The following is a 23,895-nucleotide window of genomic DNA, read 5'->3' on the forward strand; positions in this document are numbered from 1 at the left end:
CGCATCGCGAACATGCGTCCCGCCGCGCTTAGCCGAGCTGCCGCTCGATCGCCTTTGCCGCCTGCCAGAGCTCTTCCATCCGATCCAAGGTTGCTCCGTCGAGCGTCTCGCCGCCAGCTTCGAGCTCGCGCTCGATATGGGCGAACCGTCGGCGGAACTTGGTGTTGGTGCCGCGCAGCGCCATCTCCGGGTCCGTGCCCACGTGGCGGCCGATGTTGACGACCGCGAAGATCAGGTCGCCCAGCTCGTCGCTGACCTTGGCGCGGTCCTTCTCGCGTAGCGCCTGGCGCAGTTCGCCGATCTCCTCCTCGATCTTGTCGAGGATCGGTTCCGGCTCCGACCAGTCAAAGCCGACCTTTGCTGCGCGTTCCTGCAGCTTCAGGGCCTCCACGAGGGCGGGAAACGAACGCTGCACAGAGCCGAGATGGGTTGCCGCGCCATCCGGTGTCAGGCCGCGCCGGGCGCGCCTTTCCTGGCGCTCGGCCTTTTCGGCCTGCTTGATCTCATCCCATTGCAGCTTCACCGCCTCGGCTGTGTCCGCGTCCGAGCGGGCAAAGACATGCGGATGGCGGCGGATCATCTTGCGGGTGACTGCCTCGACGACGTCGCCGAAGGCGAACTCGCCGGCTTCCTCGGCCATGCGGGCGTGGAAGACCACCTGCAGGAGCAGGTCTCCGAGTTCGTCGCAGAGGTCGTGCATGTCGCCACGCTCGATGGCGTCGGCGACCTCATAAGCCTCTTCGATCGTGTAGGGCTTGATCGTCTCGAAAGTCTGGACGATGTCCCAGGGGCAGCCGGTCTCCGGTTGGCGGAGCGCCGCCATGATGTCGAGCAGGCGCTTGATGTCGCGTGAAGGTTCCATGGATCTCAGTTCAGCGGAATGGCGTTGTCGTCCTTGCCCGACTGATAGCTGTCGGAAAGGCTCTGGTAACGGGCGCGGATGCGGGCGTCCTGGGCGGCAAGGCGGTCGCGGGTTTCGGGATCGGCATCCTTCGCAAGGGCTGCGATCGAGGCCGAGTGCCAGAAGGCATTGTCCTTTGCGTAGCCGCCCGGCTCCAGGCGGAAAACCTCTTTCAGGATCTTCAGGTCGTGCGGGATCGCGAAGGAGTCGCGGGAATCCTCGTGACTGAAAAAGTAGTAGAAATTGTCGAAGCCGGCCCAGGTGATCGCCGAAAGACACATGGAGCAGGGCTCGTGCGTGGACAGGAAGATGAGATCGCGCGTATCCGGCTTTTCCGTCATCTCGTAGAAACGCTTCAGCGTGTGCACTTCGCCATGCCAGAGCGGATTTTCCGTCTCGTTGTTGGTTTCGGCAAGCACCAGCGACAGGTCGGACTTGCGCAGAATCGCAGCGCCGAACACCTTGTTGCCGGCGGCGACGCCCCTTTCGGTGAGCGGCAGGACATCGTTCTCGATCACGGTCAAAAGCCGTTCGGCGAGTTCGGGTTGTGTCATGTCAAAAGCCTCCGGCAGGTCATTGACCGCATTTAACGGAGGTTGCCCATGCGGCGCAATGGCCGTGGGGAGGCCGAGGTTTTTGTGAGCCCGGAGATATTTGCTCAAAATGATGCGGCCCCGAGCAAAACAATACGGGACCGGAAAGGCATTGAAATTTCTGTTCCTTCAATTGTCGTGCCGCATGCGGGATATTCGCCGCAGCCTGTAGAAGGAACCGTTTGCCAGATCATGACGCAGCAACTCGCCGTTTTCCCCGCATTCTTTCGCGTCGCGCAAAAGCGCGTGGCGGTTTTCGGCAATGGCGACGAGGCTTTTGCCAAGGTGCGGCTGCTTTTGAACACCGAAGCGTCGATCGTCGTCTACGCTGACGAGCCGGCGGCGGAATTCGCTGAGTATCTGCGTGCCCGTGGCGTCGAGCATGTGGCCGCGCCCTTTGCGCCCGAACAGCTTGAAGGTGCCATTCTCGTCTTCGCTGCAACCGGTGATGCTGCCAGCGACCAGCGCATCGTCACCGCCGCGCGCAAACACAAGATCCCGGCAAATGCCGTCGACCAGCCCGATTTCTGCGATTTCTTCACGCCTGCTCTCGTCAATCGGGCGCCGGTCGCCGTCGCCATCGGCACGGAAGGGGCAGGGCCGGTACTGGCGCAGATGATCCGCGCCCAGATCGATCAGCTGCTGTCGCCCTCCCTTGGCGTCGTCGCATCGTTGGCAGCAAGCTACCGTGAGGCGGTCGATCGCCTGGTGCCGCGCGGCGTCGCCCGCCGCATGTTCTGGCGCCGGTTTTTCCAGGGTCCGGTGGCCGACAAGGTCGCCGGCGGCGATCTGGCCGCTGCCCGCCGTGAGGCTTCGCGCCTGCTCGACGCGCCCGAGAAGGCAGCGGGCCATGTCTGGCTCGTCGGTGCCGGTCCAGGGGCCGAGGATCTGCTGACGCTGCGCGCCCAGCGCGTGATGATGGAGGCCGATGCGATCGTTTATGATGCGCTGGTGCCGCAGGCGATCGTCGATATGGGCCGCCGCGATGCCGAGCGCCTGTCGGTCGGCAAGCGCAAGGGCTGCCACACGAAGTCTCAGGACGAGATCAACCAACTGCTGGTGAGACTCGCCGCCGAAGGCAAGCGCGTCGTCCGCCTGAAGTCCGGCGATCCGCTGGTTTACGGCCGCGCCGGCGAAGAGATGGCGGCACTGCGCGAAGCCGGCATCAGCTACGAGATCGTGCCCGGCATCACGTCGGCCTTTGCCGCGGCCGCCGATTTCGAGTTGCCGCTGACCCTGCGCGGCGTCGCGTCTTCTCTGGTCTTCACCACCGGCCACGACCTGACCGGCGAAGTTCTGCCCGACTGGGCGCGGCTTGCCGTGTCCGGCGCAACCATCGCCGTTTACATGGGCCGCACCGTGGCTGCCTCGGTCGCCGGCCGCCTGATGCAGGCCGGTCTTCCCGCGGAAACGACCGTCGCCGTCATCGAGAATGCCAGCCGCGCGGATCGCCGCCTGCTGCACGGCATCCTGAAGGACCTGCCGGACCTGGAAAATCGGACTGAGCTTTCCGGTCCGGTCATGGTGATCATTGGAGATGCAGTCGCCGGTGCCAACTTCGCTCGTTCCGAACCGCTCGTGGTCGGCAGCAGGCGTCGCACCGACAATGCTATTGACGTTGCTGCTGCGCGCAACGAACACGTACTGAACTGAGGACGAGGTCATGGTGAGCAAGGTTTTGACGGCAAATCGACTTTCGGACGGTATTTCCGTCTGGCTGGACGCCGCTGGCAACTGGGTCGAACAGCTTCAAGACGCGTTCGTCGCTCGTCATGCAGAGGCGGTGACGGCGCTCGAAGCCACGGGCAAACAGGCGTTTGACGACAACAAGGTCGTCGACGCCAATGTCGTCGATGTCGAAGAGGTCAATGGTACGCTTCGGCCGCTGCGCATGCGCGAACGCATCCGCGCCGAAGGCCCGTCGATCCCGTACGCTGCCGGCTACAATGGCCTTTCCGGCCCGAAACACGCTGCCTGAGGAAACGATACCCGATGTACCGCTACGATGAATTCGACCACGCCTTCGTTTCCTCCCGCGTCGAGCAGTTCCGTGATCAGGTCGAGCGCCGCCTGAGCGGCGAGCTCGCCGAGGACGCCTTCAAGCCGCTGCGCCTGATGAACGGCGTCTACCTGCAGCTTCACGCCTATATGCTGCGCGTCGCCATCCCCTATGGCACGTTGTCGAGCCGGCAGATGCGCATGCTCGCCCATATCGCGCGCAAGTATGACCGCGGCTACGGCCACTTCACCACACGCCAGAACATCCAGTACAACTGGCCGCGTCTTTCCGACACGCCGGATATCCTCGACGAACTGGCAAGTGTCGAAATGCATGCACTGCAGACCTCGGGCAACTGCATTCGCAACGTGACCGCCGATCACTTCGCCGGTGCGGCTGCCGATGAAGTCGCTGATCCAAGGCCTTATGCCGAAATCTTGAGGCAATGGTCGAGCGTGCACCCGGAATTCTCGTTCCTGCCGCGCAAGTTCAAGATCGCCGTCACGGGTGCCGAGCGTGACCGTGCAGCGATCCAGGTCCACGACATCGGCCTGCACCTGAAGAAGGATGAGGACGGCCGCATCGGCTTTGCCGTTTATGTCGGCGGAGGCCAGGGCCGCACGCCGATGATCGCCAAGAAGATCCGCGACTTCCTGCCGGAAGAGGATCTGCTGTCCTATACGACCGCGATCATGCGCGTGTACAACCTGCATGGGCGTCGCGACAACAAGTACAAGGCGCGCATCAAGATCCTCGTGCACGAGACCGGTGCCGAAGAACTGTCCCGTCAGGTCGAGGTCGAATTCGCGGCGCTCAAGGACACCGAGCTGAAGCTGCCCGAAGTGGACATCCAGGCGATCTCCACCTATTTCGCGCCGCCGGCGCTCGAAAACCGCGCCGAAGGCTGGGAAAGCCTTGCGCGCTGGAAGAAGACCGACCCGGAGTTCGCCCGCTGGGTGCAGCAGAACGTGCAGCCGCACAAGCACCCGGACTACGGCATGGTGACGATCTCGCTGAAGCCGATCGGCGGCATCCCGGGTGACGCAAGCGACGCGCAGATGGATGCCGTTGCCGACATCGCCGAGGAATACGCCTTCGACGAGATCCGGGTCAGCCACGAGCAGAACCTGATCCTGCCGCATGTGGCGCTGGCCGATCTCGAGCCGGTCTACCGTGCGCTGGTCGCCTCAGGTCTTGCCACTGCCAATGCCGGCCTGATCACCGACATCATCGCCTGTCCCGGGCTGGACTACTGCGCCCTTGCCAATGCGCGCTCCATTCCGGTGGCGCAGGAGATTTCGACCCGCTTCGGTTCGCCCGAGCGCCAGGCCGAGATCGGCGAGTTGAAGATCAAGATCTCCGGCTGCATCAATGCCTGCGGTCACCACCATGTCGGCCATATCGGCCTGCTTGGCGTTGAAAAGAAGGGTGCGGAACTGTATCAGATCACGCTCGGCGGTTCCGGCGACGAGAACACCTCGATTGGCGAGATCATCGGTCGCGGTTTCGAGCCGGAGAAGGTGACCGACGCCGTTGAGACGATCGTCGACACCTATCTCGGACTGCGTCGCGACGGCCAAGAGACCTTCCTCGAAGCCTATCGCCGCGTCGGCCCGCAACCCTTCAAGGATGCGCTCTATGGCAGCGCGCAGGAAGCTGCCTGAGGCGCTGAGGAACGGACATGACGAAAATCTGGAAGGAAACCGGCTTCGTGAGCGATGATCCCTGGATCATCGAGACCGAGGAAACCAAGGCAGGCTCGAACGAAAAGGCGATCTTCGGCCTCGATGCGTTCCTTGCCAAGGTCGCAGACAGCGACGAGTCTGGCCTCGGCGTCGTCATCGCACCGGCGGACGACGTCACCAAGCTTGCGCCGCATCTCGATCGGCTCGCGCTGGTGGCCGTGGCATTCCCGGCCTTTAACGACGGCCGCGCCTTCAGCCATGCGTCGCTGTTGCGCGCGCGGCTTGGCTTTGGCGGCGAGGTGAGGGCGGTCGGCGACGTCTTGATCGACCAGATCCCGCTGATGCTGCGCTGTGGCGTCGACAGCTTTGCCGTCAGCAATGCGACGGCTCTGAAGCGTCTTTCGGAAGGACGCCTGCCTGGTATCGCGGTGCATTACCAGCCGACGGCAAAGCCCTCCACTGACGCGAAATCCTATAGCTGGCGACGGGTGTCGTAGGGTAGGATTGGCCGCGACAGTGTGAAGCACGCCGAAATCCCGGAAAGCGACTATATTTGGAAGAGATTTCCTTTCAACAAGGCGCGGCTTGGAATATTGGCTTATTGTTGATAGACAGGGTCATCATTTACAGGACTTGTAGCTAAAATGAATGCTCCGGCAAAAACGGAAGATTTCGCGATCCAGGCACCGGCAGGCGTCTACGTCGAGACGGTAACCAGCGTTGAACACTATACGGATCGGCTCTTCCGCTTCCGCATGACCCGCCCTGCCGAATTCCGCTTCCGCTCGGGCGAGTTCGCGATGATCGGCCTGATGGTCGGCGACAAGCCGGTCTATCGCGCCTATTCGATCGCCAGCCCCGCCTGGGACGAAGAACTCGAGTTCTTCTCGATCAAGGTGCCGGATGGCCCGCTGACCTCGCATCTCCAGGCGATCAAGCCAGGTGACAAGGTGCTCATGCGCAAGAAGCCGACCGGCACGCTGGTGCTTGACGCGCTCGTTCCCGGCCGCCGCCTCTACATGTTCTCGACCGGCACCGGCATTGCGCCCTTCGCAAGCCTCATCCGCGACCCCGAGACCTATGAGAAGTTCGAGGAAGTGATCCTCACCCACACCTGCCGTGACGTTGCCGAACTGAAGTACGGCTTCGACCTCGTCGAGGAAATCCGCAACCACGAATTCCTGAACGAGATCGTCGGCGACAAGCTGCGCCACTACGCGACGGTGACCCGCGAGGATTTCGCCTTCAAGGGCCGCATCACCGACCTGATGGTCAACGGCAAGTTCTTCTCCGATCTCGGCCTGCCGCCGCTCGATCCGGCTGTCGATCGCGGCATGATCTGCGGCTCGACGGCGATGCTGAAGGACACCAAGGAAATTCTTGAGGCTGCCGGCCTGACGGAAGGCGCCAACAACAAGCCGGCCGAGTTCGTGATCGAACGCGCCTTCGTCGGCTGACGGTTTTTTGTGCAGTTTAACGTTCGAAGGGCGTGCCTTGGGCGCGCCCTTCGTCGTTTCTGGCTGAACGTCTGCCGAGCTATGCGCGCGCGGTAGCCCCGCATTTCCAATTCTGCGTACCGCCCGGCGCTTCCAGGAGATATCGTGCTCCCGCAAATCTTCATAGCGTGCGCACGCAGCCATGCGAAAACAAGCGCACGACGAACCAAGCCCGCGCCGTCCTGAATGAGCCTCGTGGGCCATTGCTGGGAGTGCCCGATGAGCCGAGTTCCGCTAACCGCCCTGGAAACCAGGATCCGCTGCAAGCCGTTGCGCGACCGTATCGCCACCCCGGAAGAAGCGGCCAGCCTCATCAAGGATGGCATGACCATCGGCATGAGCGGCTTCACCAAGGCCGGCGATGCCAAGGCGGTGCCGCTTGCCATGGCCGAGCGGGCAGCCCGCGAGAAGTTTCGCATCACGCTGATGACCGGCGCTTCGCTCGGTCATGACATCGACAAGACGCTGACGGAAGCCGGCGTCCTTGCCCGCCGCCTGCCGTTCCAGTCGGATCCGGTGCTGAGAGCTGCGATCAACCGTGGCGAGGTGATGTTCATCGACCAGCATCTTTCGGAAACGGTCGAACAATTGCGCTCCGGACAGATCAGCCCGATCGACTATGCGGTGGTCGAGGCGGTGGCGATCACCGAGGACGGCGGCATCGTGCCGTCGACATCGGTCGGCAATTCCGCAAGCTTCGCGATCCTGGCAAGGAAAGTGATCGTCGAGCTCAATCTCAGCCACAGTCCGGCGCTCGAAGGGCTGCACGATATCTACATTCCGGCGAAGCGCCCGAGCCGCACGCCAATTCCCGTCGTCGCCTGCGACAGCCGCGCGGGCACGCCCTACATTCCCATCGATCCCGAAAAGATCGTCGCGATCGTCGTCACCGAAAAGGAAGACAGCGCCGCGCGGATCTCGCCGCCGGATGCCGAGACGACGGCGATCGCCGGCCATCTGATCGGCTTCCTGCAGGAGGAGGTGCGCAAGGGGCGCCTCGACATGACGCTCAATCCGCTGCAGGCGGGCATCGGCGTGATCGCCAACTCGGTCCTGAGCGGCCTCGTCGACAGTCCCTTCCATGACCTGCGCATGTATAGCGAGGTGCTGCAGGACAGTACGTTCGAGCTTTTCGAGGCCGGCAAGCTGAGCTTTGCTTCGGCATCGTCGATGACACTCTCCAGTGCCTGGGCAGACCGGGTATTTCGCAACATCGGCGCCTACAAGGACAGGCTGGTGCTGCGGCCGCAGGAGGTGAGCAACCATCCGGAGATCATTCGGCGCCTCGGCGTCATCGGCATCAACACGGCGCTCGAGTTCGATATCTATGGCAACGTCAATTCGACCCATGTCGGCGGCACAGACATGATGAACGGCATCGGCGGTTCCGGCGATTTCGCGCGCAACGCCTTCCTGTCGATCTTCGTCGCCAAGTCGGTTGCCAAGGGCGGGGCGATTTCATCCGTGGTGCCGATGGTCTCCCACGTCGACCACACGGAACACGATGTCGATATTCTGGTGACCGAGCACGGCCTTGCGGACCTGCGCGGCCTGGCGCCGCGGGAACGCGCGCCCGTCGTCATCGAAAACTGCTGTCATCCGGCCTATCGCAACTTGCTCTCCGACTACTTCAGCCGCGCGGTCGCCTCCCGTGGAGGCCAGACACCGCATATTCTGGAAGAAGCCTTCGATTGGCATGTGCGCCGCCTGAAGACCGGGAGCATGATGCCCGCCGGCTGAGGTGGATTAATGAAATCATTGTGAAAACAATTTCTTGCAGTGATTTCTTTTGTTAGAGGCAGCGCCTCCTCAGGCGTCTGAAAGATAGGTCATCAGCTCCGCCATCGCTACCGACGCGCCATCGGCGTCTGCGCTTTCGATCGCATCGATCACGGTGACGTGGCGGCGGACCGATCCGGCCATCTTTTCAGGCGAGGACGAGGCAAACCAGATGCGCCGGGCGTGTGTCTGCAAGGGGGCAAGGGCTGCGGTCAGGAAGCGGTTCGGGCAGGCTTCCTCCATCAGTTCGTCGAACACCTTGTCGGCGACGAGGAAACCTCCCATGTCACCAGCACCGAGGCAGGCGGTCATCTCCGCGCCGCAGGCCTTCATTGCATTTCGATCATCGGGACTTGCGTGCGCAGCGACGAGGGCGGCCGCGAGCGGCTCCAGCTTCTGGCGCGTCTGCATGACATGCACCTGGTCATCGGGGCGGATCCTGCTAATTTGCAGGCCGACCCGTGGGCGAACTTCCATGAGGCCCTGCCAGGCCAGTTTCTGGATCGCCTCTCGAACCGGTGTTCGTCCGAGCCCGGCAAGTTCGATCAATTGGCGCTCGGTGACCAAGGCGCCGGGCTCGAGCTTCAACGTGACGATCAGGCGTTCGAGCGCGAGATAGGCGAGATGAGCCTGGGATTGCGGTGACATGCAGATCCTTCATTGTGATATATCAGTAGCTTGCACGATTTTCGGCAGTGAGGCAAGCGCGCCGCTCGTCCTGCGCAAACAGGTCATGAGGGGCGTTTGCGCGCACGGACATAAAAATAAGCGAATGCTTAAAAAATACGAATTTCAAAGGCATGAATAAAAGAACCTCATAGGCCGTTTCCAATAGAATTCGTGTTGACGAAGAGGAAGGTGCTTGCCACTCTCCCCAAAGGGCCGCGTGTGAAAGGGCCGCGAAGGCCGTTGTCGCACAGAGTTCGGTTGCATGCTGGTCGGCTGAGATCGAAGGCAATGGGCAGAGGGCAAAAGGCAACAACCGTCAGCCATCGGCGTTGAGGGGCGCAAGATGCAAGTGGGCGCGTTTCTGGTCTGGTCGTTGATGGCATTTGCGACACTGCTGGCCGTGCCGGCGGTCAGCCACACCAATGCGCTGACGACGTTCTCGCTGATGGCCTCGTCGGCCGCCTTCGTCGGCATGGCGATTGCCCAGTTCATGGCCGCGCGTCCGCCCTTTGTCGAAGGCCTGTTCGGCGGGCTCGATCGCGTCTACCACTTTCATCGCAGGATCGGCATCTCTGTGCTGGTCCTTATCCTCATCCATTATTTCCTGAAGCCCGATTTCAAGGGGTTGGCGCTGACGAGCGGTCTGAACCAACTGGCAGCTTCCGCAGGGAAGTACGCCTTCTACGCTTTCGTCGTTCTGCTCGTTCTCAGCATTGTCAAGATTATCCCGCGCACGAAGATCGAGATCCCCTACCACCTCTGGCGCTATGCGCACCGTTTCATCGGCCTGCTCTTCGTGATGGTCGCCTTCCACCAGATGTTCATCAAACGCCCCTATGACGGCACCGCGCTCCTGGCGGTCTACCTCAACGCCTTCGCAGCGCTCGGCATTCTGAGCTATGCCTACACCCAGCTTCTACCCTGGCTCAGAACCCGCGGTTACGAGGTTTTCGAGGTGGTGCGCGAAGACGGAGCGACGGTGATCGGTGCGCGGCCCCTGCGGCGCCCCTTGCGCGCCAAGCCTGGCCAATTCGGCTTTCTGCGCGTGCTGAAACCAGGACTGCGTGAGCCGCATCCGTTCACGATCGCCGGCATCGAGGCCGATGGCACCGTCCGCTTCGCGGTGAAGCCGCTCGGCGATTACACGAAGGCGCTTCGGGACAGTATCGCGGTCGGCGACCGGTTGAAGCTCGAAGGCGGCTATGGCCGCTTCAACCATCGCCGCGGCGGCAAGAAGCAGATCTGGCTTGCCGGCGGTATCGGCGTCACGCCGCTCCTGGCGATGGCGCGGCATCTGAGGGGCGACGAGGGACAGGAGATCCATTTGGTCTATTGCGTGCGTGATCGGCGCGAGGCGATCGGTCTGGATACCTTCGAGGCGCAGGCCGGAAAGCTCGGAAACTTCAGTTTTGTCCTGCACGACAGCTCCGTGGACGGACGCCTGGACGCGGCCAGGCTTGCGAGCAGCAGCACGATCGATCCGGCCGACGCCGATCTCTGGTTCTGCGGCCCGCCACCCCTCAGGGAAGCGATTCTCAAGGGCCTGAAAGATCTTGGCAAACGGCCGAAGCGGGTTGAGTTCGAACAGTTTCAGTTTCGATAGAGCAGCTTATTTCAGTAGCGATTCTATTGTTTTAGGGAGTAGATTTCATGCGCGGTCTGCAGAGAAAGCGAGAAGGCGCCTCGTTATTGTCCGGCCTTGGCCGCGGATCCTTGGCCGTTTCATTGACGGCGCTGATCGCCATCTCGCTCTGTCCCTCTGCCGCTTCGGCGCGTGATGCTTTTGCCGAGGATGCCTTCTCCACCTACAAGGCGAATGTCGACAACGGCAAATACATGTTCAACGCTGCGGGCTGCGGCGCCTGCCACGGATCCGGCGACAATACAGAACTGCTCTCCGGCGGCATGCAGATGAACACGGCGATCGGCACCTTCTATGCGCCGAACATTTCGCCGCACGCCAATGGCATCGGCGGCTGGACCAATGCGCAGTTTCTGAACGCCGTGCTGGTCGGTCTCGACCGGGAGGGTAACAACCTCTACCCGGTGATGCCCTACACCTCCTATGGCGGGATGAAGCCGGAGGATGCGCTCGACATCAAGGCCTATATCGAGACGCTGCCGCAGGCGGACGCGGCATCGAAGGAGCATGAGATCGCTTTCCCCTTCAGCCGGCAGACGACGATTACGCTGTGGAAGCGCAGCCATTTCACGGTCCCGGCCTATCAGCCGCGCAAGGAGACGCAGGCCGAGCGCGGTCGTTATCTGGTGGAGAATGTCGGCGGCTGCGGCGATTGTCACACGCCGCGCACGACCACCTACGGGGTGGACCTGGAGCGTTCCTATGAGGGCGAGAAGGATCTGACCGGTGCGGTCGCGCCTGACATCAGCAAGACGAAGATTGCCGCTCTTGCGTCGCCCGAGGTCTTTACCAGGGGTCTTATCGAGGAGGGTAAGAAGCTTTCAGGCGCGCCGATCAGCGATCCTGTGATGCGGCGTATCGCCAAGGGGCTAAATGTTCTCTCGGACGACGATCGCCGCGCGATCTATGCCTTCCTCGCCGATCGCGAGGTGAAGGCGCCGGCGCCGGTGGCGCAGTCGGTCACCGCCGTCTGCAAGGAGAATACCGCGACCGAAGCGCTGGGTGGCGGCAATGCGGCGCTGGCGCAGCAGGCCGACGCCTTCATCGGCAGATATTGCCGTAACTGTCACGGGCCGGGTGAAAGCTCGCAAGGAAGCTATCCGGCCGGTGACCTCGCATCGATTGCAGCCGACGCCAATTTTGTCGTTCCCGGGGACGCCGCGAAATCCCGCCTCTACACGACCGTCGTCAGCGGTCGCATGCCGCTCGGCAAGCGTCCGTCCGCCGACGAGATCAAGGTGTTGGAGGATTGGATCACGGCGCTGAACGAAGAGAGCCTGCCGCAAACGGCCGCTGCCAAACCGGACCGGGCACGGCCGATACTGACCTATGACCAGTTCGTCGCGGCGGCGCTCAAGGACATAGGGACGGTCAGCGCACTCGACCGGCCGTTCATGCGCTACTTCTCCTATCGCGACCAGTACAACGGCATGATGGGCTGCGAGGATGACCAGACCTTCATGAAACGCATGGACGTGCTTGCCGGCGGCTTCAAGAAGCTTCTGAATTCGCTGTCCTACGGGCCAGAACTGGTCCTGCCGACGGAGGTCGACGGCACCAACGGCTTGCTGGTACGGGTCGATCTGCGCGAATTGCAATGGGACGCGGCGGACTACGATTTCCTGATCAGGCGCTATTTCTATGGCGCCGATCCCGAGAGCGACGCGTCGCTTTCCGCACTCTCGAAGGAAACAGCGACGCAGTTGCCGATCATGCGGGTCGACTGGTTCATGAGCAACGGTGCACGACCGGAGATCTACAACCGGCTGATGCGGCTACCAACCGAGATCGGCGAACTGGAAAGGCGCTTCAACATCGACGTGGCCGACAACATACGCCGCCGCAACGTGCTGCGCGCCGGTTTCGCCGACGGCTCCTCCGGTGTTTCCGATCACAACCGCATGCTGGAGCGGCATGACATGCCCTTCGGCGGATACTACTGGAAGTCCTATGATTTCGGCGGCGACGTCGGCAAGCAGGTGCTGAAGCGCTTCCCGCACGGACCCAAGGAGCTGGCCCCGCTCGCCGCAGGACTTATGCCTTTCGAACACGACGGCGGCGAGATGATCTTCTCGCTGCCGAACGGCCTGCAGGGCTATTACCTCTCGACATCCGCTGGCAAGCAGCTTGATGTCGGGCCGACGACGATCGTGTCGTTCCGCAAGCGTCCGATCGGCAAGGGGGTCGAGATCATCAATGCGCGTTCCTGCGTCGACTGCCACGCCGACGGCATCCTTTCGAAGCGCGACCAGTTGCGCGAGCAGATCGAGACATCGACGCTGTTCAGCAAGGACCAGCAGGACGTGCTGCTCGCCATGTATGTGAAGCAGGAGGAGCTGGACGAAGCCTATCGCAAGGACCGCGAGCGCTTCGTCAACGCGCTGGACGCGCTCGGGGTGACAGAGCCGACGCCTGATGGCGGCCTGCAGAGCAGGCACGCGCCGGGCGAGGCGGAGATCATCACCTATTTTGCCGACAAATACGAAGACGAGCTCGATTTCGACGCCCTGGCGGCCGAGTTCGACATGACGCCGAAGCAGTTTTCGGAAGCGATCAGGCGGGTGACGGACAGCGATGTCCTGCGCCTCGGGCTCGACTGGGTAACGACGCTGGAGGCGGGGGGAACCATTCCGCGCAACGAGGTCGAGCAGCAATATGCATTGCTGCTGGAGCCGCTCAGCCAACGCCGTCCGCTCGATACGGCGGCGCTGATCGTCGCCGGTGCCGAGCCGGACGACGCAAAGCCGCAGTCGATCGCAGCTGCTGTTCCCGACTATCGCAAGCAGGATGCAGATTCTGGCAGCAAGCTCGCGCTGGTGCTGAACGTGAAGTCGACGACGGCAAAGGTCGGCGACGAGCTTTCCTTCGAACTCAGCGCCAACCAGGCCTGCGAGCTGCAGATCCTCTATATCGAGGAGAACGGCAACGTCGAGGTCATTCCGGATGTGATGATCGGCAACACGACATTGCAGCCGGGCGAACATCGTATGATCCCGCAGCCGGGGACGGGCACGCTTGCCTTCGATACACCGGCGCCGGCCGAAACCATGCTGGCCTTCTGCCGGGCCGGCGGACTTGGCGATCAGAAGCTCACGGTGGAGAAGGCACGTGAATATGTCGCGAAGTCGCGGTTGCCGCCGACACGGGGGCTGGCGATCAATCTGGCCAAGCGGGCGCAAGGCGATGGCGGCGCCAGCAGCGTTCAGATGGTGACGTTCGAGATCACGGAATGATGGGCAAGCCATGGCAACGGTGATGAAGCCCCTCATACTCGCCTCGCTGTTGGCGCTCCCTGTGGCCCTGCCGGCGACGGCCTGCGACGCCGTTCGCCAGGCGTCCGAAGCGCTGAACAGCGGCGACAAAACGACGGCGCGCGCGGCGGCCGGTCCCGACCGGACGGCTGGGTGCTCCGCTGCCGAAATCGCGCTGACCCGTCGCGTCGCGGCGCTTGCGACCTTCAACCGCGTGGTGGCGGCCGTGGGGCAGGGCGCCAAGCTTGAGAGCTTCGAAACAGAACTCACGTCTGCCAGCCGCGATGCCGGCGGCCCCTGGCAGATCCTCGATGCGCTCGGCGACATCAACCGCGAGCGCAAGGACTATGATGCGGCAGGGACCTTTTATCAGCAGGCACTGGAGGATGCGGCCAACGAAGAGCTGACGCCCGATTGGATGGCGCCGGATAGGGCGTATATCGAGCGGCTGGACCGGTTGGCTTCGGAAATGCGGCTCGCTGCGAGCAAGCCCGTCAAGCTTGCCACACGCGGTGCCTGCAGGTTCTCCTATCGCGGTGTTGCGATCCGGAAGAAGGCGACGCCGGTGCGTTACGTCTTCGGCACCGCCGAGTTTACGCCCGAAGGCCTAGAGTCGGCCAAGGATCTGTTCGAGTGCCTGAAATCGGCAAAGCCGGCGGCGATTACGCTGATCGGCCATACGGACCCGGTCGGCACCCCTGAGGCAAACATGGCGCTCTCCGTCGCCCGCGCAGAGGCCTTGGCGCAGTATCTCGTCGATGCCGGCTACCCCGGCAGCTGGAGCGTGGTTGGCAAGGGCGAGGAGGAGCCGTTCAAACCGGATGACCCGAGCGCCTATAGCGAGGAGATGCTGCACCAGCTCGACCGGCGCGTGGAAGTGGACGTGGGGAAATGACGGTCACGCGCAAGATCCTTCTGGCCACAGCCTTGCTGGCCTTGCCCGCAGCCTCGGCAATGGCTGCGACCTCGGCGCTGGTCGTCGGCGTCGATACCTATCCGCATGAAGTAAGCCTCGATGGCGCCGTCCGCGACGCGCGCGACGTCACGCAGGCGCTGAAGGCGGCTGATGTCGGCCCGATCCGCCAGTTCATCAATGACCAGGCGACCAAGGAGGCGATCCGCACGGCCTGGGTGGAACTCGTGACGGCTGCAGCTCGCGGCGACACGATCCTCTTCACCTATGCCGGCCATGGCGCGCAGATGCCGGAACTGGTCGCCGGCAGCGAGGAGGACGGGCTTGACGAATTCCTGGAACTGCCGGGCTTCGACCGGGCTCGCCTGGAGCAGACGGCAGGCGAAGTCATCATCGACAACGAACTCAGCGCCTGGTTTGCCGAAGCCGAGGCCAAGGGCATTCATGTGCTGTTTGTCTCCGACAGTTGCTATTCCGGCGGTATGAACCGATCCATATCCGGAAAGACGCGGCTGGCGCCGATGGTTCGCGCCAAGGTGCCGCCGCCGTCCAAGGAGGCGCTTTCCGGCGCCAAGGTGAGGGATGTGGAGCTGTCGCAGGTGACGATCCTCGCGGCGTCGCTCGAAAGCCAGCCGACGCCTGAGGTGGTAATCGGCGGCGAGCCGCGTGGCGCACTGAGTTGGAGTTTTGCCCGCGCGCTTGAAGGCGCAGCCGATCTGGATGGCGACGGGCGGATTTCCCGGGTCGAACTCGAGGATTACGTTTTCTCCAACGTCAAACTGCAGTCGGAAGCCTTGCAGATACCGAACTTCACGCCGCAACTGCCGCGATCCGACAAAGAGATCGTGCTGTCCCTGCCGCGCAGCGCCAAGGTCGGCAGCGCGGGAACGGCGGGCGCGACGATGTCCGGACTGACGTCGCCGCGCGATCTCGGATGGACGGGCAAACTGCCGTTGAGCGTCGTCGGTGAAAGGCCTGATCTTGCCAATGTCGGTGGCGATGGCGTGCCATACCGGTGGGAGGAGGCGTCCGGTGTATTCTATACGCCGAACGGTGATGTCGCCGGCGAGCACGTTGCGCCGGATATGGTGCAGCGCGTCGTCGACAAGTTCATCCTCGTCGATTTCCTGAAGGCGATGGCAGCACAGAGCCCCGGAACGGTTTCGCTGAAGCCTTTCAAGGATATCTACCTTGCCGGCGATCGGCTGACATTCGAGGCCGATCAGGGCCGCTACGCAAACATGCTGGTTTTCAACCTGGCAAACACCGGCGAGGCGCAGCTTCTCGACGTGCAGACTGCCGGAAGCGACAGCCACACCTTCAGGCTTCAGGGGCTGGAGGTGGTGAAGCCATTCGGCGCCGATCACCTCGTGGTGATATCGACCGACGCGCCGATCGATGCGATCGCCGCTGCCTTCTCCAACTCCAGCCTCGATTCAGCATCGCTGCTGCGGCTGCTGGAAACCCGGTTGGAGGGCAGCGAAAGTACGATCGCGATCCAGCCACTGTACACGAGGGATCAGGGTCAATGACCAGGTGCTGCGACAGGTGGATTTCGGGGCTGATCGCGCTTGTCTGCGTGATGACGCTTGCCGCTCCGGTCTTGGCGGCTGACCGGGCGCTGCTCATCGGGATCGGGCGCTTCGAGAACTTGCCGGCAAGGTTCGCGCTGAATGGTCCACCGAATGATCTTCGGGCAATGCAGGCGCTCCTGACGGAGCGGTTCGGTTTCGATGCCTCGTCGATCCGCGTCTTGCAGGATGAACAGGCGACGCGCGCGGAGATACTTGCATCGATGAACACCTGGCTCGTCGATGAGACCGAGCCGGGCGATCGCGTCTATCTCTATTTCTCGGGCCGTGGCCTGCAAGTGAAAGATGCGGACGGCGACGAGGAGGACGGACTGGACGAGGCGTTGGCGCCGTTCGATATCGGTGAAGGCGAAAGCGAGTGGCAAGGAGCGATCCTCGACGACGAAATCGACCGGACACTCGAGCGCCTGAAGGGGCGGGCCGTTACGGTGGTGATCGATGCCTGCCATTCCGATACGATCTCGCACCCGCGCGCCGGAGATAGCGCAGCGGGCGCCGAAGGCGCGCGTTTCCTGCCGCGCCCCGGCGCCAAGCCGGTCGAGCGAACCCTGACCCGTGGCCTTAGAATTGACCTTGCGGTCATCGACAAGCCGCAGCTGCTGGACACCGGAGTGACCGCCTGGAGTGCGGCCGCGCCCCAACAGGTGGCCTGGGACGACATGCGGCATCCCGCGCCCGAGCGGCATGGCGTGTTCACGTCCGCTTTCATTGCCGGTCAGATGGACAGTGTTGCGGACGGCAACGGCAACGGGCTGACGAGCAACGCCGAACTGCTCGAGTTCGTGAAGGCGCAATCGAACGCATACTGCGCGTCGCAGCAGACGTGCGGCAACCTCGATCCTCAACTGGAGACCAAGGCGCAAACGCTGGGCGACAGCGTCGTGGCGCCGGACGGGGCCGGCGGCAACGGGCCGGGCACCTACCAGCAGGCGAACGGCGAAAGCGTGGCCCACCCGGTCTATCAGGATGCCAATGCGGTCTACGCCGTCAGCGACATCGTCGGCAAGGCCGAGACCGGCGACGTCGACATTGCCCTTGATCGTCCGACGACGATGAGGGCCGGTGACGTTTTCAAGCTGACCGTCATCAGCCGAACCGGGGGCGACCTGCTGCTTTTCGATGTCGACGCCAAAGGAAAGGCGACGCAGATTTTTCCGAACGAATTCGCGCGGACGATTACGCCCCTTGCACCGGACGTGCCGCTGACGCTGCCGGACGACTATTACGGTTTCGATTTCGAGGCTTCGGGCGAGGGGGAAAACGTCTTCGTCGCGCTTGTCGTCAGTGACGCCGTCGATCTGAACGAGGTTGCGCCACGGGAGCGCGGGCTCAAGGTCGAGCTGAACGCGCGGGAAACCCTGGGCGAGGTCGTGGCGCGGCTGCAGAAAACCTGGGCGGATGATCTCGACCGGCGCGGCATCCGCTGGTCCGTTGGCACGTTGCGCTACCGTGTGGAGTAGGGTGGGCGTGCGATCTCCCAACTGAAAAAGCCCGCCTGGATGGGCGGGCTTTCTTGTGAGGCTCTTGCCGATCCTAGTGCAGGATCTGGCTGAGGAAGAGCTTGGTGCGCTCGTGCTGCGGATTGTCGAAGAACTCGGCCGGCGAGTTCTGCTCGACGATCTGGCCCTGGTCCATGAAGATCACGCGGTTGGCGACCTGGCGGGCGAAGCCCATTTCATGGGTCACGCACAGCATGGTCATGCCTTCTTCGGCGAGCGACACCATGGTGTCGAGCACTTCCTTGACCATTTCCGGGTCGAGTGCCGAGGTCGGCTCATCGAACAGCAGGATCTTCGGCTTCATGCACAGCGAGCGGGCGATCGCCACGCGCTGCTGCTGACCGCCGGAGAGCTGGCCCGGATACTTGTTCGCCTGCTCGGGGATCTTGACGCGCTTCAGGAAGTGCATCGCGATTTCTTCGGCCTGCTTCTTCGGCATCTTGCGCACCCAGATCGGTGCAAGCGTGCAGTTTTCGAGGATCGTCAGGTGCGGGAAGAGGTTGAAGTGCTGGAACACCATGCCGACTTCGCGGCGCACTTCGTCGATCTTCTTGAGGTCGTTGGTGAGCTCGATGCCGTCGACGACGATCTTGCCCTTCTGGTGCTCTTCAAGGCGGTTGATGCAGCGGATCATCGTCGACTTGCCGGAGCCCGACGGGCCGGCAATGACGATGCGCTCACCCTTCATAACCTTCAGATTGATGTCACGAAGGACGTGGAAGTCCCCGTACCACTTGTTCATTCCAGTAATTTCGACTGCGACATCCGTTGCGGAAACAGTCATTTTGGAAGCAGTGGCTGCGTTTGCCATGCGATCCTCCCCTCATTTTATCGTTTATGGGCCGTGTCGAGCACGCGTTCCATGAAACCTGAATAGCGCGACATACCAAAGCAGAAAAGCCAGAATATGAAGCCAGCGAAAATTAGGCCGGAGATCGGCGTGACCGAAGAGGCCCAGTTGGCGTCGGTGAAGTTGAAGCGGACGATGCCGAGCAGGTCGAACATGCCGATGATCGACACCAGCGACGTGTCCTTGAAGAGACCGATGAAGGTGTTGACGATGCCGGGGATCACCAGCTTCAGCGCCTGCGGCAGCACGATGAGGTTCATCTTCTGCCAGAAGCTGAGACCGAGCGAATCCGCGCCTTCATACTGCCCCTTCGGGATCGCCTGCAGGCCGCCGCGCACCACTTCCGCCATATAGGCGGAGGCAAAGAGCGAGACGCCGATCAGTGCGCGCAGGAATTTGTCGAAGGTGACGCCCTGCGGCAGGAACAGGGGCAACATGACGCTCGCCATGAAGAGCACGGTGATCAGCGGGATGCCGCGCACCAGTTCGATGAAGGCGGTGCAGAGCATCTTGATCACAGGCATGTGCGATCGCCGCCCCAGGGCCAGAAGGATGCCGAGCGGCAAGGACACGGCGATGCCGACGAACGAGAGGATGAGCGTCACCATCAGGCCGCCCCAGAGCGGCGTTTCGACGAAGGTCAGCCCGAACCAGCCGCCGGGAAGCAGGATCAGGGAGATGATCGGCAGCACGGCGAAAAGCAGGATGGCGTTGATGCCCTTGAATGGCGCCTTCGGGATCAACATCGGAACGAGGAAAAGCACGAAGAGGATACCGACCAGCGTCGGCCTCCAGCGCTCGTCGAGCGGGTAACGCCCGTAGGCGAACTGGTCGAGTTTTGCGTTGACGAAGGCCCAGCACGCACCGCTCCAGCCATCCGGCTGCGAGCCTCCCTGCGCAACCGTGGCGCAAACGCCGCGGCCGCCGCCGGTCCAGGCGGCGTCGATGAAGAGCCATTGGATCGCCGGGGGCACGAACCACGCAAGCGCAAGCAGGCTGACGATGGTAAGCACCGCATCCTTTGGCGTCGCGAACAGGTTTTCGCGCAGCCAATGGACGACGCCACCCTCCGCGACCGGCGGGGCGGACCCCTCGATCATCGAGGCACGAACGAAAGTTCCCTGGTGTGTGTTCATTGTCTTATCTCTCCACCAGGGCCATGCGGGCATTGAACCAGTTCATGAACAGCGATGTCGTCAGGCTCAGCGACAGGTAGACGATGATCCAGATCGTGACGATTTCGATCGACTGCCCCGTCTGGTTGAGGATCGTTCCGCCCACAGCCACGAGATCGGCGTAGCCGATGGCGACGGCGAGCGAGGAGTTCTTGGTGAGGTTCAGATACTGGCTTGTGAGCGGCGGAATGATGATCCGGAGCGCTTGCGGAACCACCACCAGCCGCGTCGTGAGGCCCGGGCGGACACCGAGCGCGTGCGCGGCTTCCGTCTGCCCCTTGGATACGCCGCGGATGCCGGCGCGCACGATTTCTGCGATGAAGGCGGCCGTGTAGAACGAAAGCGCCAGGAACAGCGACAGGAATTCCGGGCCGATGACCGAGCCGCCGGTGAGGTTGAACTTGCCGGCGACGGGGACGTCGAACGTGATCGGCGATCCCGTGGCAAGGAAGACCAGCAAGGGCAGGCCGATTATCAGGCCGACTGACGACCAAAGAACCGGGAAACGCTGTCCGGTAGCCTCCTGCTTCTTGCGCGCATAGCGTGCCAGGAGGAAGCTGGCGACGATCGCGAGGACAAGGGCAAGAACCGTGTACAGCGAGCCGTCGCCAAAGATCGGTTTGGGAAAGGCAAGGCCGCGGTTGTTGAGGAACATGTTGAACGGCAGGGCTGCCGATTCACGCGGCTGCGGCAAAATAGCCAGGACGCCGCTGTACCAGAAGAAGATGACCAGCAGCGGCGGGATGTTGCGGAAAATCTCGACATAGGCGAGCGACAGCTTGGCGATCAGCCAGTTGTGCGACAGGCGGCCGATACCGACTGCAAAGCCGATGATGGTGGCGGTGAAAATACCGCAGACGGCGACCAGCAATGTGTTGAGCAGGCCGACGACAAGCGCGCGCTGATAGGTGGAATCGCTGGTATAGGCGATCAGCGACTGCCCGACGTCAAAGCCGGCGCGTCCATTCAGGAAGCCGTAGCCGGAAGCGATATTCGCCCGTTTGAGATTCTCGATCGTGTTGTCGGCCACCCAATAGACGAAGGCCCCGAGTAGGACGACGGTGATGACCTGATAAAAGATGCCGCGGACCTGCGGGTCGTTGATGATCGACCCGGACGGTTTCGATTTCTCAGGCGTAGTTGTGACGCCAATCGCCATGCAATGCCTCTTTCCCCTTTTCACCCTTATGGGTGTTTTTATCGTTGGGATGGGGAAGCGGTTGTCCGCTTCCCCTGGTCGTGTCGGCTCGCCTTAGCGGACCGGCGGAGCGTACTGGATGCCGCCCTTGTTCCACAGCGCGTTGAGGCCGCGCTCGATCTTGAGCGGGCTGCCGGCGCCGATGTTGCGATCGAAGACTTCGCCGTAGTTGCCGACGGCCTTGATCACGTTCACGGCCCACTCGTTGGTGAGGCCAAGGTCGGTGCCGATCTTGGTGTCGGCCTCGACGCCGAGGAAGCGCTGAACGTCCGGGTTGGTGGACTTCTTCATTTCTTCGACGTTGGCCTGGGTGATGCCGAATTCTTCAGCCTGGATCAGGGCGTAGTGGGTCCAGCTGACGATATCGAACCACTGGTCGTCGCCCTGGCGCACGGCCGGGCCGAGCGGCTCCTTCGAGATGATTTCCGGAAGGATCATGTGATCGTCCGGCTTCGACAGCGTCAGACGCAGCGAATAGAGGCCGGACTGGTCGGTCGTGTAAACGTCGCAACGGCCGGCGTCATAGGCGGCGTTGACTTCTTCAAGCTTCTCGAAGACGACCGGATTGTACTGCAGGTTGTTCGACTTGAAGTAGTCGGCGAGGTTGAGTTCGGTGGTGGTGCCCGTCTGCACGCAGACAGCCGCGCCCGAAAGCTCCAGCGCCGATTTCACGTTCAGGCTCTTGCGAACCATGAAGCCCTGGCCGTCATAATAGTTGACCGGGCGGAAGTTGAAGCCGAGCGCGGTGTCGCGGTTGATCGTCCAGGTGGTGTTACGGGCAAGTACGTCGACTTCGCCCGACTGCAGCGCCGGGAAGCGTTCCTTGGCGGAGGTCGGCGTGTACTTCACCTTGCTGCCATCCGCGAAGATCGCGGCGGCGATTGCCTTGCAGTAGTCTACGTCGAAGCCGCTCCAGTTGCCCGAAGCGTCGGGCGCTGCAAAGCCGGCGAGGCCGGTGTTCACGCCGCACTGGACGAAGCCCTTTGCCTTGACGTCATCAAGAGTAGCGCCCGAAGCCGCCTGTGTGCCAATCCCCATGACAGCGGCGCCAACGAGAGCTGTCAGAATTCTTTTTGCCATTTTTAGAACCTTTTTCTGTTGTCGTTAGTTCCAGTCTGCACCGGCGCGTCTCCCAGCGCGGTGAGCCTCCGCCACCCTCCTGGCGCGAGTGTCGGCTATCTCATGCTCAAATTCCATGAGGGTCAAGAGAGGCCGCCGATTTTCTGGTTTTGCATGTGAAAAACTCGAAACAAGCCAGAAAGTTAGGCAGATTTTGGGGGTGAAAGGCACGCTCTGGCGGAAAAATCGTCAGAAGGCGCCTGGCAACGGCCAAAACGACGCTTCTTGATTTTTGCCACTTGACCGCGATTGAGGCTCGTTCGAAGAGTTTCGCATTCGAAATCTACAAGCGGAATGAGCAATGGCAGACAGTGGCAATGTGAACGACAAGGCAGGTATCAACACGCGTCTCGCCCACAGCGGTAACAATCCCTCCGACTATTTCGGCTTCGTCAACCCGCCGGTGGTACACGCCTCCACGGTGCTGTTCCCGAACGCCAGGACCATGGAGACGCGGGCGCAGAAATACACCTACGGCACGCGCGGAACGCCGACGACCGATGCGCTCTGCGATGCCATCAACGAGCTCGAAGGTTCCGCCGGAACGATCCTCGTTCCCTCGGGGCTGGCTGCCGTCACGGTGCCGTTCCTTGCCTATCTCTCGGCCGGCGACCACGCCCTGATCGTCGATTCGGTTTATTTCCCGACGCGCCACTTCTGCGACACAATGCTGAAGCGTCTCGGGGTCACGGTCGAATACTACGATCCGATGATCGGTGCCGCGATCGAGAGCCTGATCCGCCCGAACACGCGTCTGGTGCATACCGAGGCGCCGGGCTCGAACACGTTCGAAATGCAGGACATTCGGGCCATCGCCGACGCCGCCCATCGTCACGGCTGCATCGTCACGATGGACAATACCTGGGCGACCCCCGTCTATTTCAAGCCGCTCGATCACGGCGTCGACGTGTCCATCCATGCGGCGACCAAATATCCGTCCGGTCATTCGGACGTGCTCTTCGGCACCGTTTCGGCCAACGCCGAGCACTGGCCGGCCCTGACCGAGGCGATGGTGACGCTCGGCGTCTGCGTTTCGCCCGATGACAGCTATCAGATCCTGCGCGGCCTGCGCACCATGGGCATCCGCCTCGAACGGCACCAGGAGAGCGCGCTTGCCCTTGCGAGATGGCTGGAAACGCGCGACGAGGTCGCCCGCGTCCTGCATCCGGCCCTGCCGAGTTTCCCGGGGCACGAGCTCTGGAAGCGCGACTTCACCGGCGCAAGCGGCATCTTCTCCTTCGTCCTGAAGGCGCAGAGCCCCGACCGCTTCAAGGCCAAGGCGCATGCGTTCCTTGATGCGCTGAAATTGTTCGGGCTCGGTTATTCCTGGGGCGGCTTCGAAAGCCTGGCCGTCCATGTCGGTCTCGGTGACCGCAAGGTGGCGCTGGCCCCGACCGAGGGACCGGTCCTGCGCCTGCAGATCGGCCTTGAGGATGTGCCGGACATCCGCCGCGACATAGAAGCGGGCCTGGCGGCGGCGAACGCCGTTTGACGAAGGCAATGACGGGCGCCGCGGTCATCCGCGGCGTCTCGC

19 protein-coding genes are annotated in these 23,895 nt (G+C 62.5%); 12 read left to right on the top strand and 7 right to left on the bottom strand.

Annotated features, from left to right (window positions below; genetic code table 11):
• Window positions 1–28: 28 nt before the first annotated feature.
• Together mazG and C1A35_RS26450 are read right to left on the bottom strand one after the other, a co-directional pair.
• Window positions 29–862, bottom strand: a complete 834-nt coding sequence (gene mazG, locus C1A35_RS26445; RefSeq protein ID WP_104667222.1) for a nucleoside triphosphate pyrophosphohydrolase — start codon at window positions 860–862, stop codon at window positions 29–31.
• A gap of 5 nt (window positions 863–867) precedes the next feature.
• A complete protein-coding gene (locus tag C1A35_RS26450; RefSeq protein WP_104667223.1) occupies window positions 868–1,455 on the bottom strand; it encodes a deaminase in 588 nt (195 codons plus the stop codon).
• Between the two features lie 231 nt (window positions 1,456–1,686).
• Between C1A35_RS26450 and cysG the strand changes: the two genes are divergently transcribed.
• From cysG to C1A35_RS26480, 6 genes are all read left to right on the top strand, one after another.
• On the top strand, window positions 1,687–3,147 hold the full coding sequence (gene cysG / locus C1A35_RS26455) for a siroheme synthase CysG (RefSeq protein ID WP_104667224.1): 1,461 nt from the start codon (window positions 1,687–1,689) through the stop codon (window positions 3,145–3,147).
• A 10-nt stretch (window positions 3,148–3,157) separates the two neighbouring features.
• Window positions 3,158–3,472 carry a DUF2849 domain-containing protein gene (locus tag C1A35_RS26460; protein WP_104667225.1) on the top strand — a complete coding sequence of 105 codons (315 nt, stop codon included), beginning with the start codon at window positions 3,158–3,160 and terminating at the stop codon, window positions 3,470–3,472.
• A 14-nt stretch (window positions 3,473–3,486) separates the two neighbouring features.
• On the top strand, window positions 3,487–5,157 hold the full coding sequence (locus tag C1A35_RS26465; protein WP_104667226.1) for a nitrite/sulfite reductase: 1,671 nt from the start codon (window positions 3,487–3,489) through the stop codon (window positions 5,155–5,157).
• Window positions 5,158–5,174: 17 nt separating this feature from the next.
• Window positions 5,175–5,675, top strand: a complete 501-nt coding sequence (locus C1A35_RS26470) for a DUF934 domain-containing protein (protein WP_104667227.1) — start codon at window positions 5,175–5,177, stop codon at window positions 5,673–5,675.
• 147 nt (window positions 5,676–5,822) lie between these two features.
• The gene (locus C1A35_RS26475; RefSeq protein WP_104667228.1) at window positions 5,823–6,635 is read left to right on the top strand and encodes a ferredoxin--NADP reductase; all 813 of its coding nucleotides are present in this window, start codon (window positions 5,823–5,825) and stop codon (window positions 6,633–6,635) included.
• A gap of 258 nt (window positions 6,636–6,893) precedes the next feature.
• Entirely contained in the window at window positions 6,894–8,414 is a 1,521-nt protein-coding gene (locus C1A35_RS26480) for an acetyl-CoA hydrolase/transferase family protein (protein WP_104667229.1), read from the top strand.
• 69 nt (window positions 8,415–8,483) lie between these two features.
• On the opposite strand, the gene C1A35_RS26485 is transcribed toward C1A35_RS26480, so the two are convergent.
• On the bottom strand, window positions 8,484–9,101 hold the full coding sequence (locus C1A35_RS26485) for a GntR family transcriptional regulator (RefSeq protein ID WP_104667230.1): 618 nt from the start codon (window positions 9,099–9,101) through the stop codon (window positions 8,484–8,486).
• 364 nt (window positions 9,102–9,465) lie between these two features.
• On the opposite strand from C1A35_RS26485, the gene C1A35_RS26490 reads away from it, so the two are divergent.
• From C1A35_RS26490 to C1A35_RS26510, 5 genes are all read left to right on the top strand, one after another.
• Entirely contained in the window at window positions 9,466–10,725 is a 1,260-nt protein-coding gene (locus tag C1A35_RS26490) for a ferredoxin reductase family protein (RefSeq protein WP_104667231.1), read from the top strand.
• A 110-nt stretch (window positions 10,726–10,835) separates the two neighbouring features.
• Window positions 10,836–13,997 (top strand): c-type cytochrome, encoded by a 3,162-nt coding sequence (locus tag C1A35_RS26495; protein ID WP_158665173.1) that lies wholly within the window; start codon window positions 10,836–10,838, stop codon window positions 13,995–13,997.
• 22 nt (window positions 13,998–14,019) lie between these two features.
• Window positions 14,020–14,910: an OmpA family protein gene (locus tag C1A35_RS26500; RefSeq protein ID WP_158665174.1), complete on the top strand. Its 891-nt coding sequence runs from the start codon at window positions 14,020–14,022 to the stop codon at window positions 14,908–14,910.
• A complete protein-coding gene (locus C1A35_RS26505) occupies window positions 14,907–16,460 on the top strand; it encodes a caspase family protein (protein ID WP_104667234.1) in 1,554 nt (517 codons plus the stop codon). Before C1A35_RS26500 ends, C1A35_RS26505 begins: the two co-directional genes overlap by 4 nt.
• Window positions 16,457–17,980: a caspase family protein gene (locus tag C1A35_RS26510; RefSeq protein WP_104667235.1), complete on the top strand. Its 1,524-nt coding sequence runs from the start codon at window positions 16,457–16,459 to the stop codon at window positions 17,978–17,980. Before C1A35_RS26505 ends, C1A35_RS26510 begins: the two co-directional genes overlap by 4 nt.
• Window positions 17,981–18,053: 73 nt before the next feature.
• Here the strand turns inward: C1A35_RS26510 and C1A35_RS26515 are convergent, their stop codons facing one another.
• The 4 genes from C1A35_RS26515 to C1A35_RS26530 all read right to left on the bottom strand — a co-directional run bounded on the left by C1A35_RS26515 (window position 18,054) and on the right by C1A35_RS26530 (window position 22,322).
• Window positions 18,054–18,830 carry an amino acid ABC transporter ATP-binding protein gene (locus tag C1A35_RS26515; protein ID WP_064816988.1) on the bottom strand — a complete coding sequence of 259 codons (777 nt, stop codon included), beginning with the start codon at window positions 18,828–18,830 and terminating at the stop codon, window positions 18,054–18,056.
• Between the two features lie 17 nt (window positions 18,831–18,847).
• Window positions 18,848–20,005, bottom strand: coding sequence for an amino acid ABC transporter permease (locus C1A35_RS26520; RefSeq protein ID WP_104667236.1), 1,158 nt, complete (start codon window positions 20,003–20,005; stop codon window positions 18,848–18,850).
• 4 nt (window positions 20,006–20,009) lie between these two features.
• On the bottom strand, window positions 20,010–21,203 hold the full coding sequence (locus tag C1A35_RS26525) for an amino acid ABC transporter permease (protein ID WP_104667237.1): 1,194 nt from the start codon (window positions 21,201–21,203) through the stop codon (window positions 20,010–20,012).
• Between the two features lie 93 nt (window positions 21,204–21,296).
• Complete coding sequence (locus C1A35_RS26530; protein WP_104667238.1) at window positions 21,297–22,322, bottom strand: amino acid ABC transporter substrate-binding protein; 1,026 nt, start codon at window positions 22,320–22,322, stop codon at window positions 21,297–21,299.
• A 340-nt stretch (window positions 22,323–22,662) separates the two neighbouring features.
• Between C1A35_RS26530 and C1A35_RS26535 the strand changes: the two genes are divergently transcribed.
• Entirely contained in the window at window positions 22,663–23,853 is a 1,191-nt protein-coding gene (locus C1A35_RS26535) for a cystathionine beta-lyase (protein WP_104667239.1), read from the top strand.
• The last annotated feature ends 42 nt before the right edge of the window (window positions 23,854–23,895 follow it).

It is taken from the genome of Ensifer adhaerens, assembly GCF_002940685.1.
In the GTDB taxonomy this organism is placed as follows: Bacteria; Pseudomonadota; Alphaproteobacteria; order Rhizobiales; family Rhizobiaceae; genus Ensifer; species Ensifer adhaerens_E.

Excerpts from the sequence above, each read along its gene's own strand:
- C1A35_RS26530 (WP_104667238.1), bottom strand. The coding sequence starts at position 22,322 with ATGGCAAAAAGAATTCTGACAGCTCTCGTTGGCGCCGCTGTCATGGGG.
- C1A35_RS26490 (WP_104667231.1), top strand. The coding sequence starts at position 9,466 with ATGCAAGTGGGCGCGTTTCTGGTCTGGTCGTTGATGGCATTTGCGACA.
- C1A35_RS26535 (WP_104667239.1), top strand. The coding sequence starts at position 22,663 with ATGGCAGACAGTGGCAATGTGAACGACAAGGCAGGTATCAACACGCGT.
- C1A35_RS26505 (WP_104667234.1), top strand. The coding sequence starts at position 14,907 with ATGACGGTCACGCGCAAGATCCTTCTGGCCACAGCCTTGCTGGCCTTG.
- C1A35_RS26520 (WP_104667236.1), bottom strand. The coding sequence starts at position 20,005 with ATGAACACACACCAGGGAACTTTCGTTCGTGCCTCGATGATCGAGGGG.
- C1A35_RS26515 (WP_064816988.1), bottom strand. The coding sequence starts at position 18,830 with ATGGCAAACGCAGCCACTGCTTCCAAAATGACTGTTTCCGCAACGGAT.
- C1A35_RS26460 (WP_104667225.1), top strand. The coding sequence starts at position 3,158 with ATGGTGAGCAAGGTTTTGACGGCAAATCGACTTTCGGACGGTATTTCC.
- C1A35_RS26510 (WP_104667235.1), top strand. The coding sequence starts at position 16,457 with ATGACCAGGTGCTGCGACAGGTGGATTTCGGGGCTGATCGCGCTTGTC.
- C1A35_RS26480 (WP_104667229.1), top strand. The coding sequence starts at position 6,894 with ATGAGCCGAGTTCCGCTAACCGCCCTGGAAACCAGGATCCGCTGCAAG.
- mazG (WP_104667222.1), bottom strand. The coding sequence starts at position 862 with ATGGAACCTTCACGCGACATCAAGCGCCTGCTCGACATCATGGCGGCG.
- C1A35_RS26450 (WP_104667223.1), bottom strand. The coding sequence starts at position 1,455 with ATGACACAACCCGAACTCGCCGAACGGCTTTTGACCGTGATCGAGAAC.
- C1A35_RS26475 (WP_104667228.1), top strand. The coding sequence starts at position 5,823 with ATGAATGCTCCGGCAAAAACGGAAGATTTCGCGATCCAGGCACCGGCA.
- C1A35_RS26470 (WP_104667227.1), top strand. The coding sequence starts at position 5,175 with ATGACGAAAATCTGGAAGGAAACCGGCTTCGTGAGCGATGATCCCTGG.
- C1A35_RS26525 (WP_104667237.1), bottom strand. The coding sequence starts at position 21,203 with ATGGCGATTGGCGTCACAACTACGCCTGAGAAATCGAAACCGTCCGGG.
- C1A35_RS26465 (WP_104667226.1), top strand. The coding sequence starts at position 3,487 with ATGTACCGCTACGATGAATTCGACCACGCCTTCGTTTCCTCCCGCGTC.
- C1A35_RS26500 (WP_158665174.1), top strand. The coding sequence starts at position 14,020 with ATGAAGCCCCTCATACTCGCCTCGCTGTTGGCGCTCCCTGTGGCCCTG.
- C1A35_RS26485 (WP_104667230.1), bottom strand. The coding sequence starts at position 9,101 with ATGTCACCGCAATCCCAGGCTCATCTCGCCTATCTCGCGCTCGAACGC.
- cysG (WP_104667224.1), top strand. The coding sequence starts at position 1,687 with ATGACGCAGCAACTCGCCGTTTTCCCCGCATTCTTTCGCGTCGCGCAA.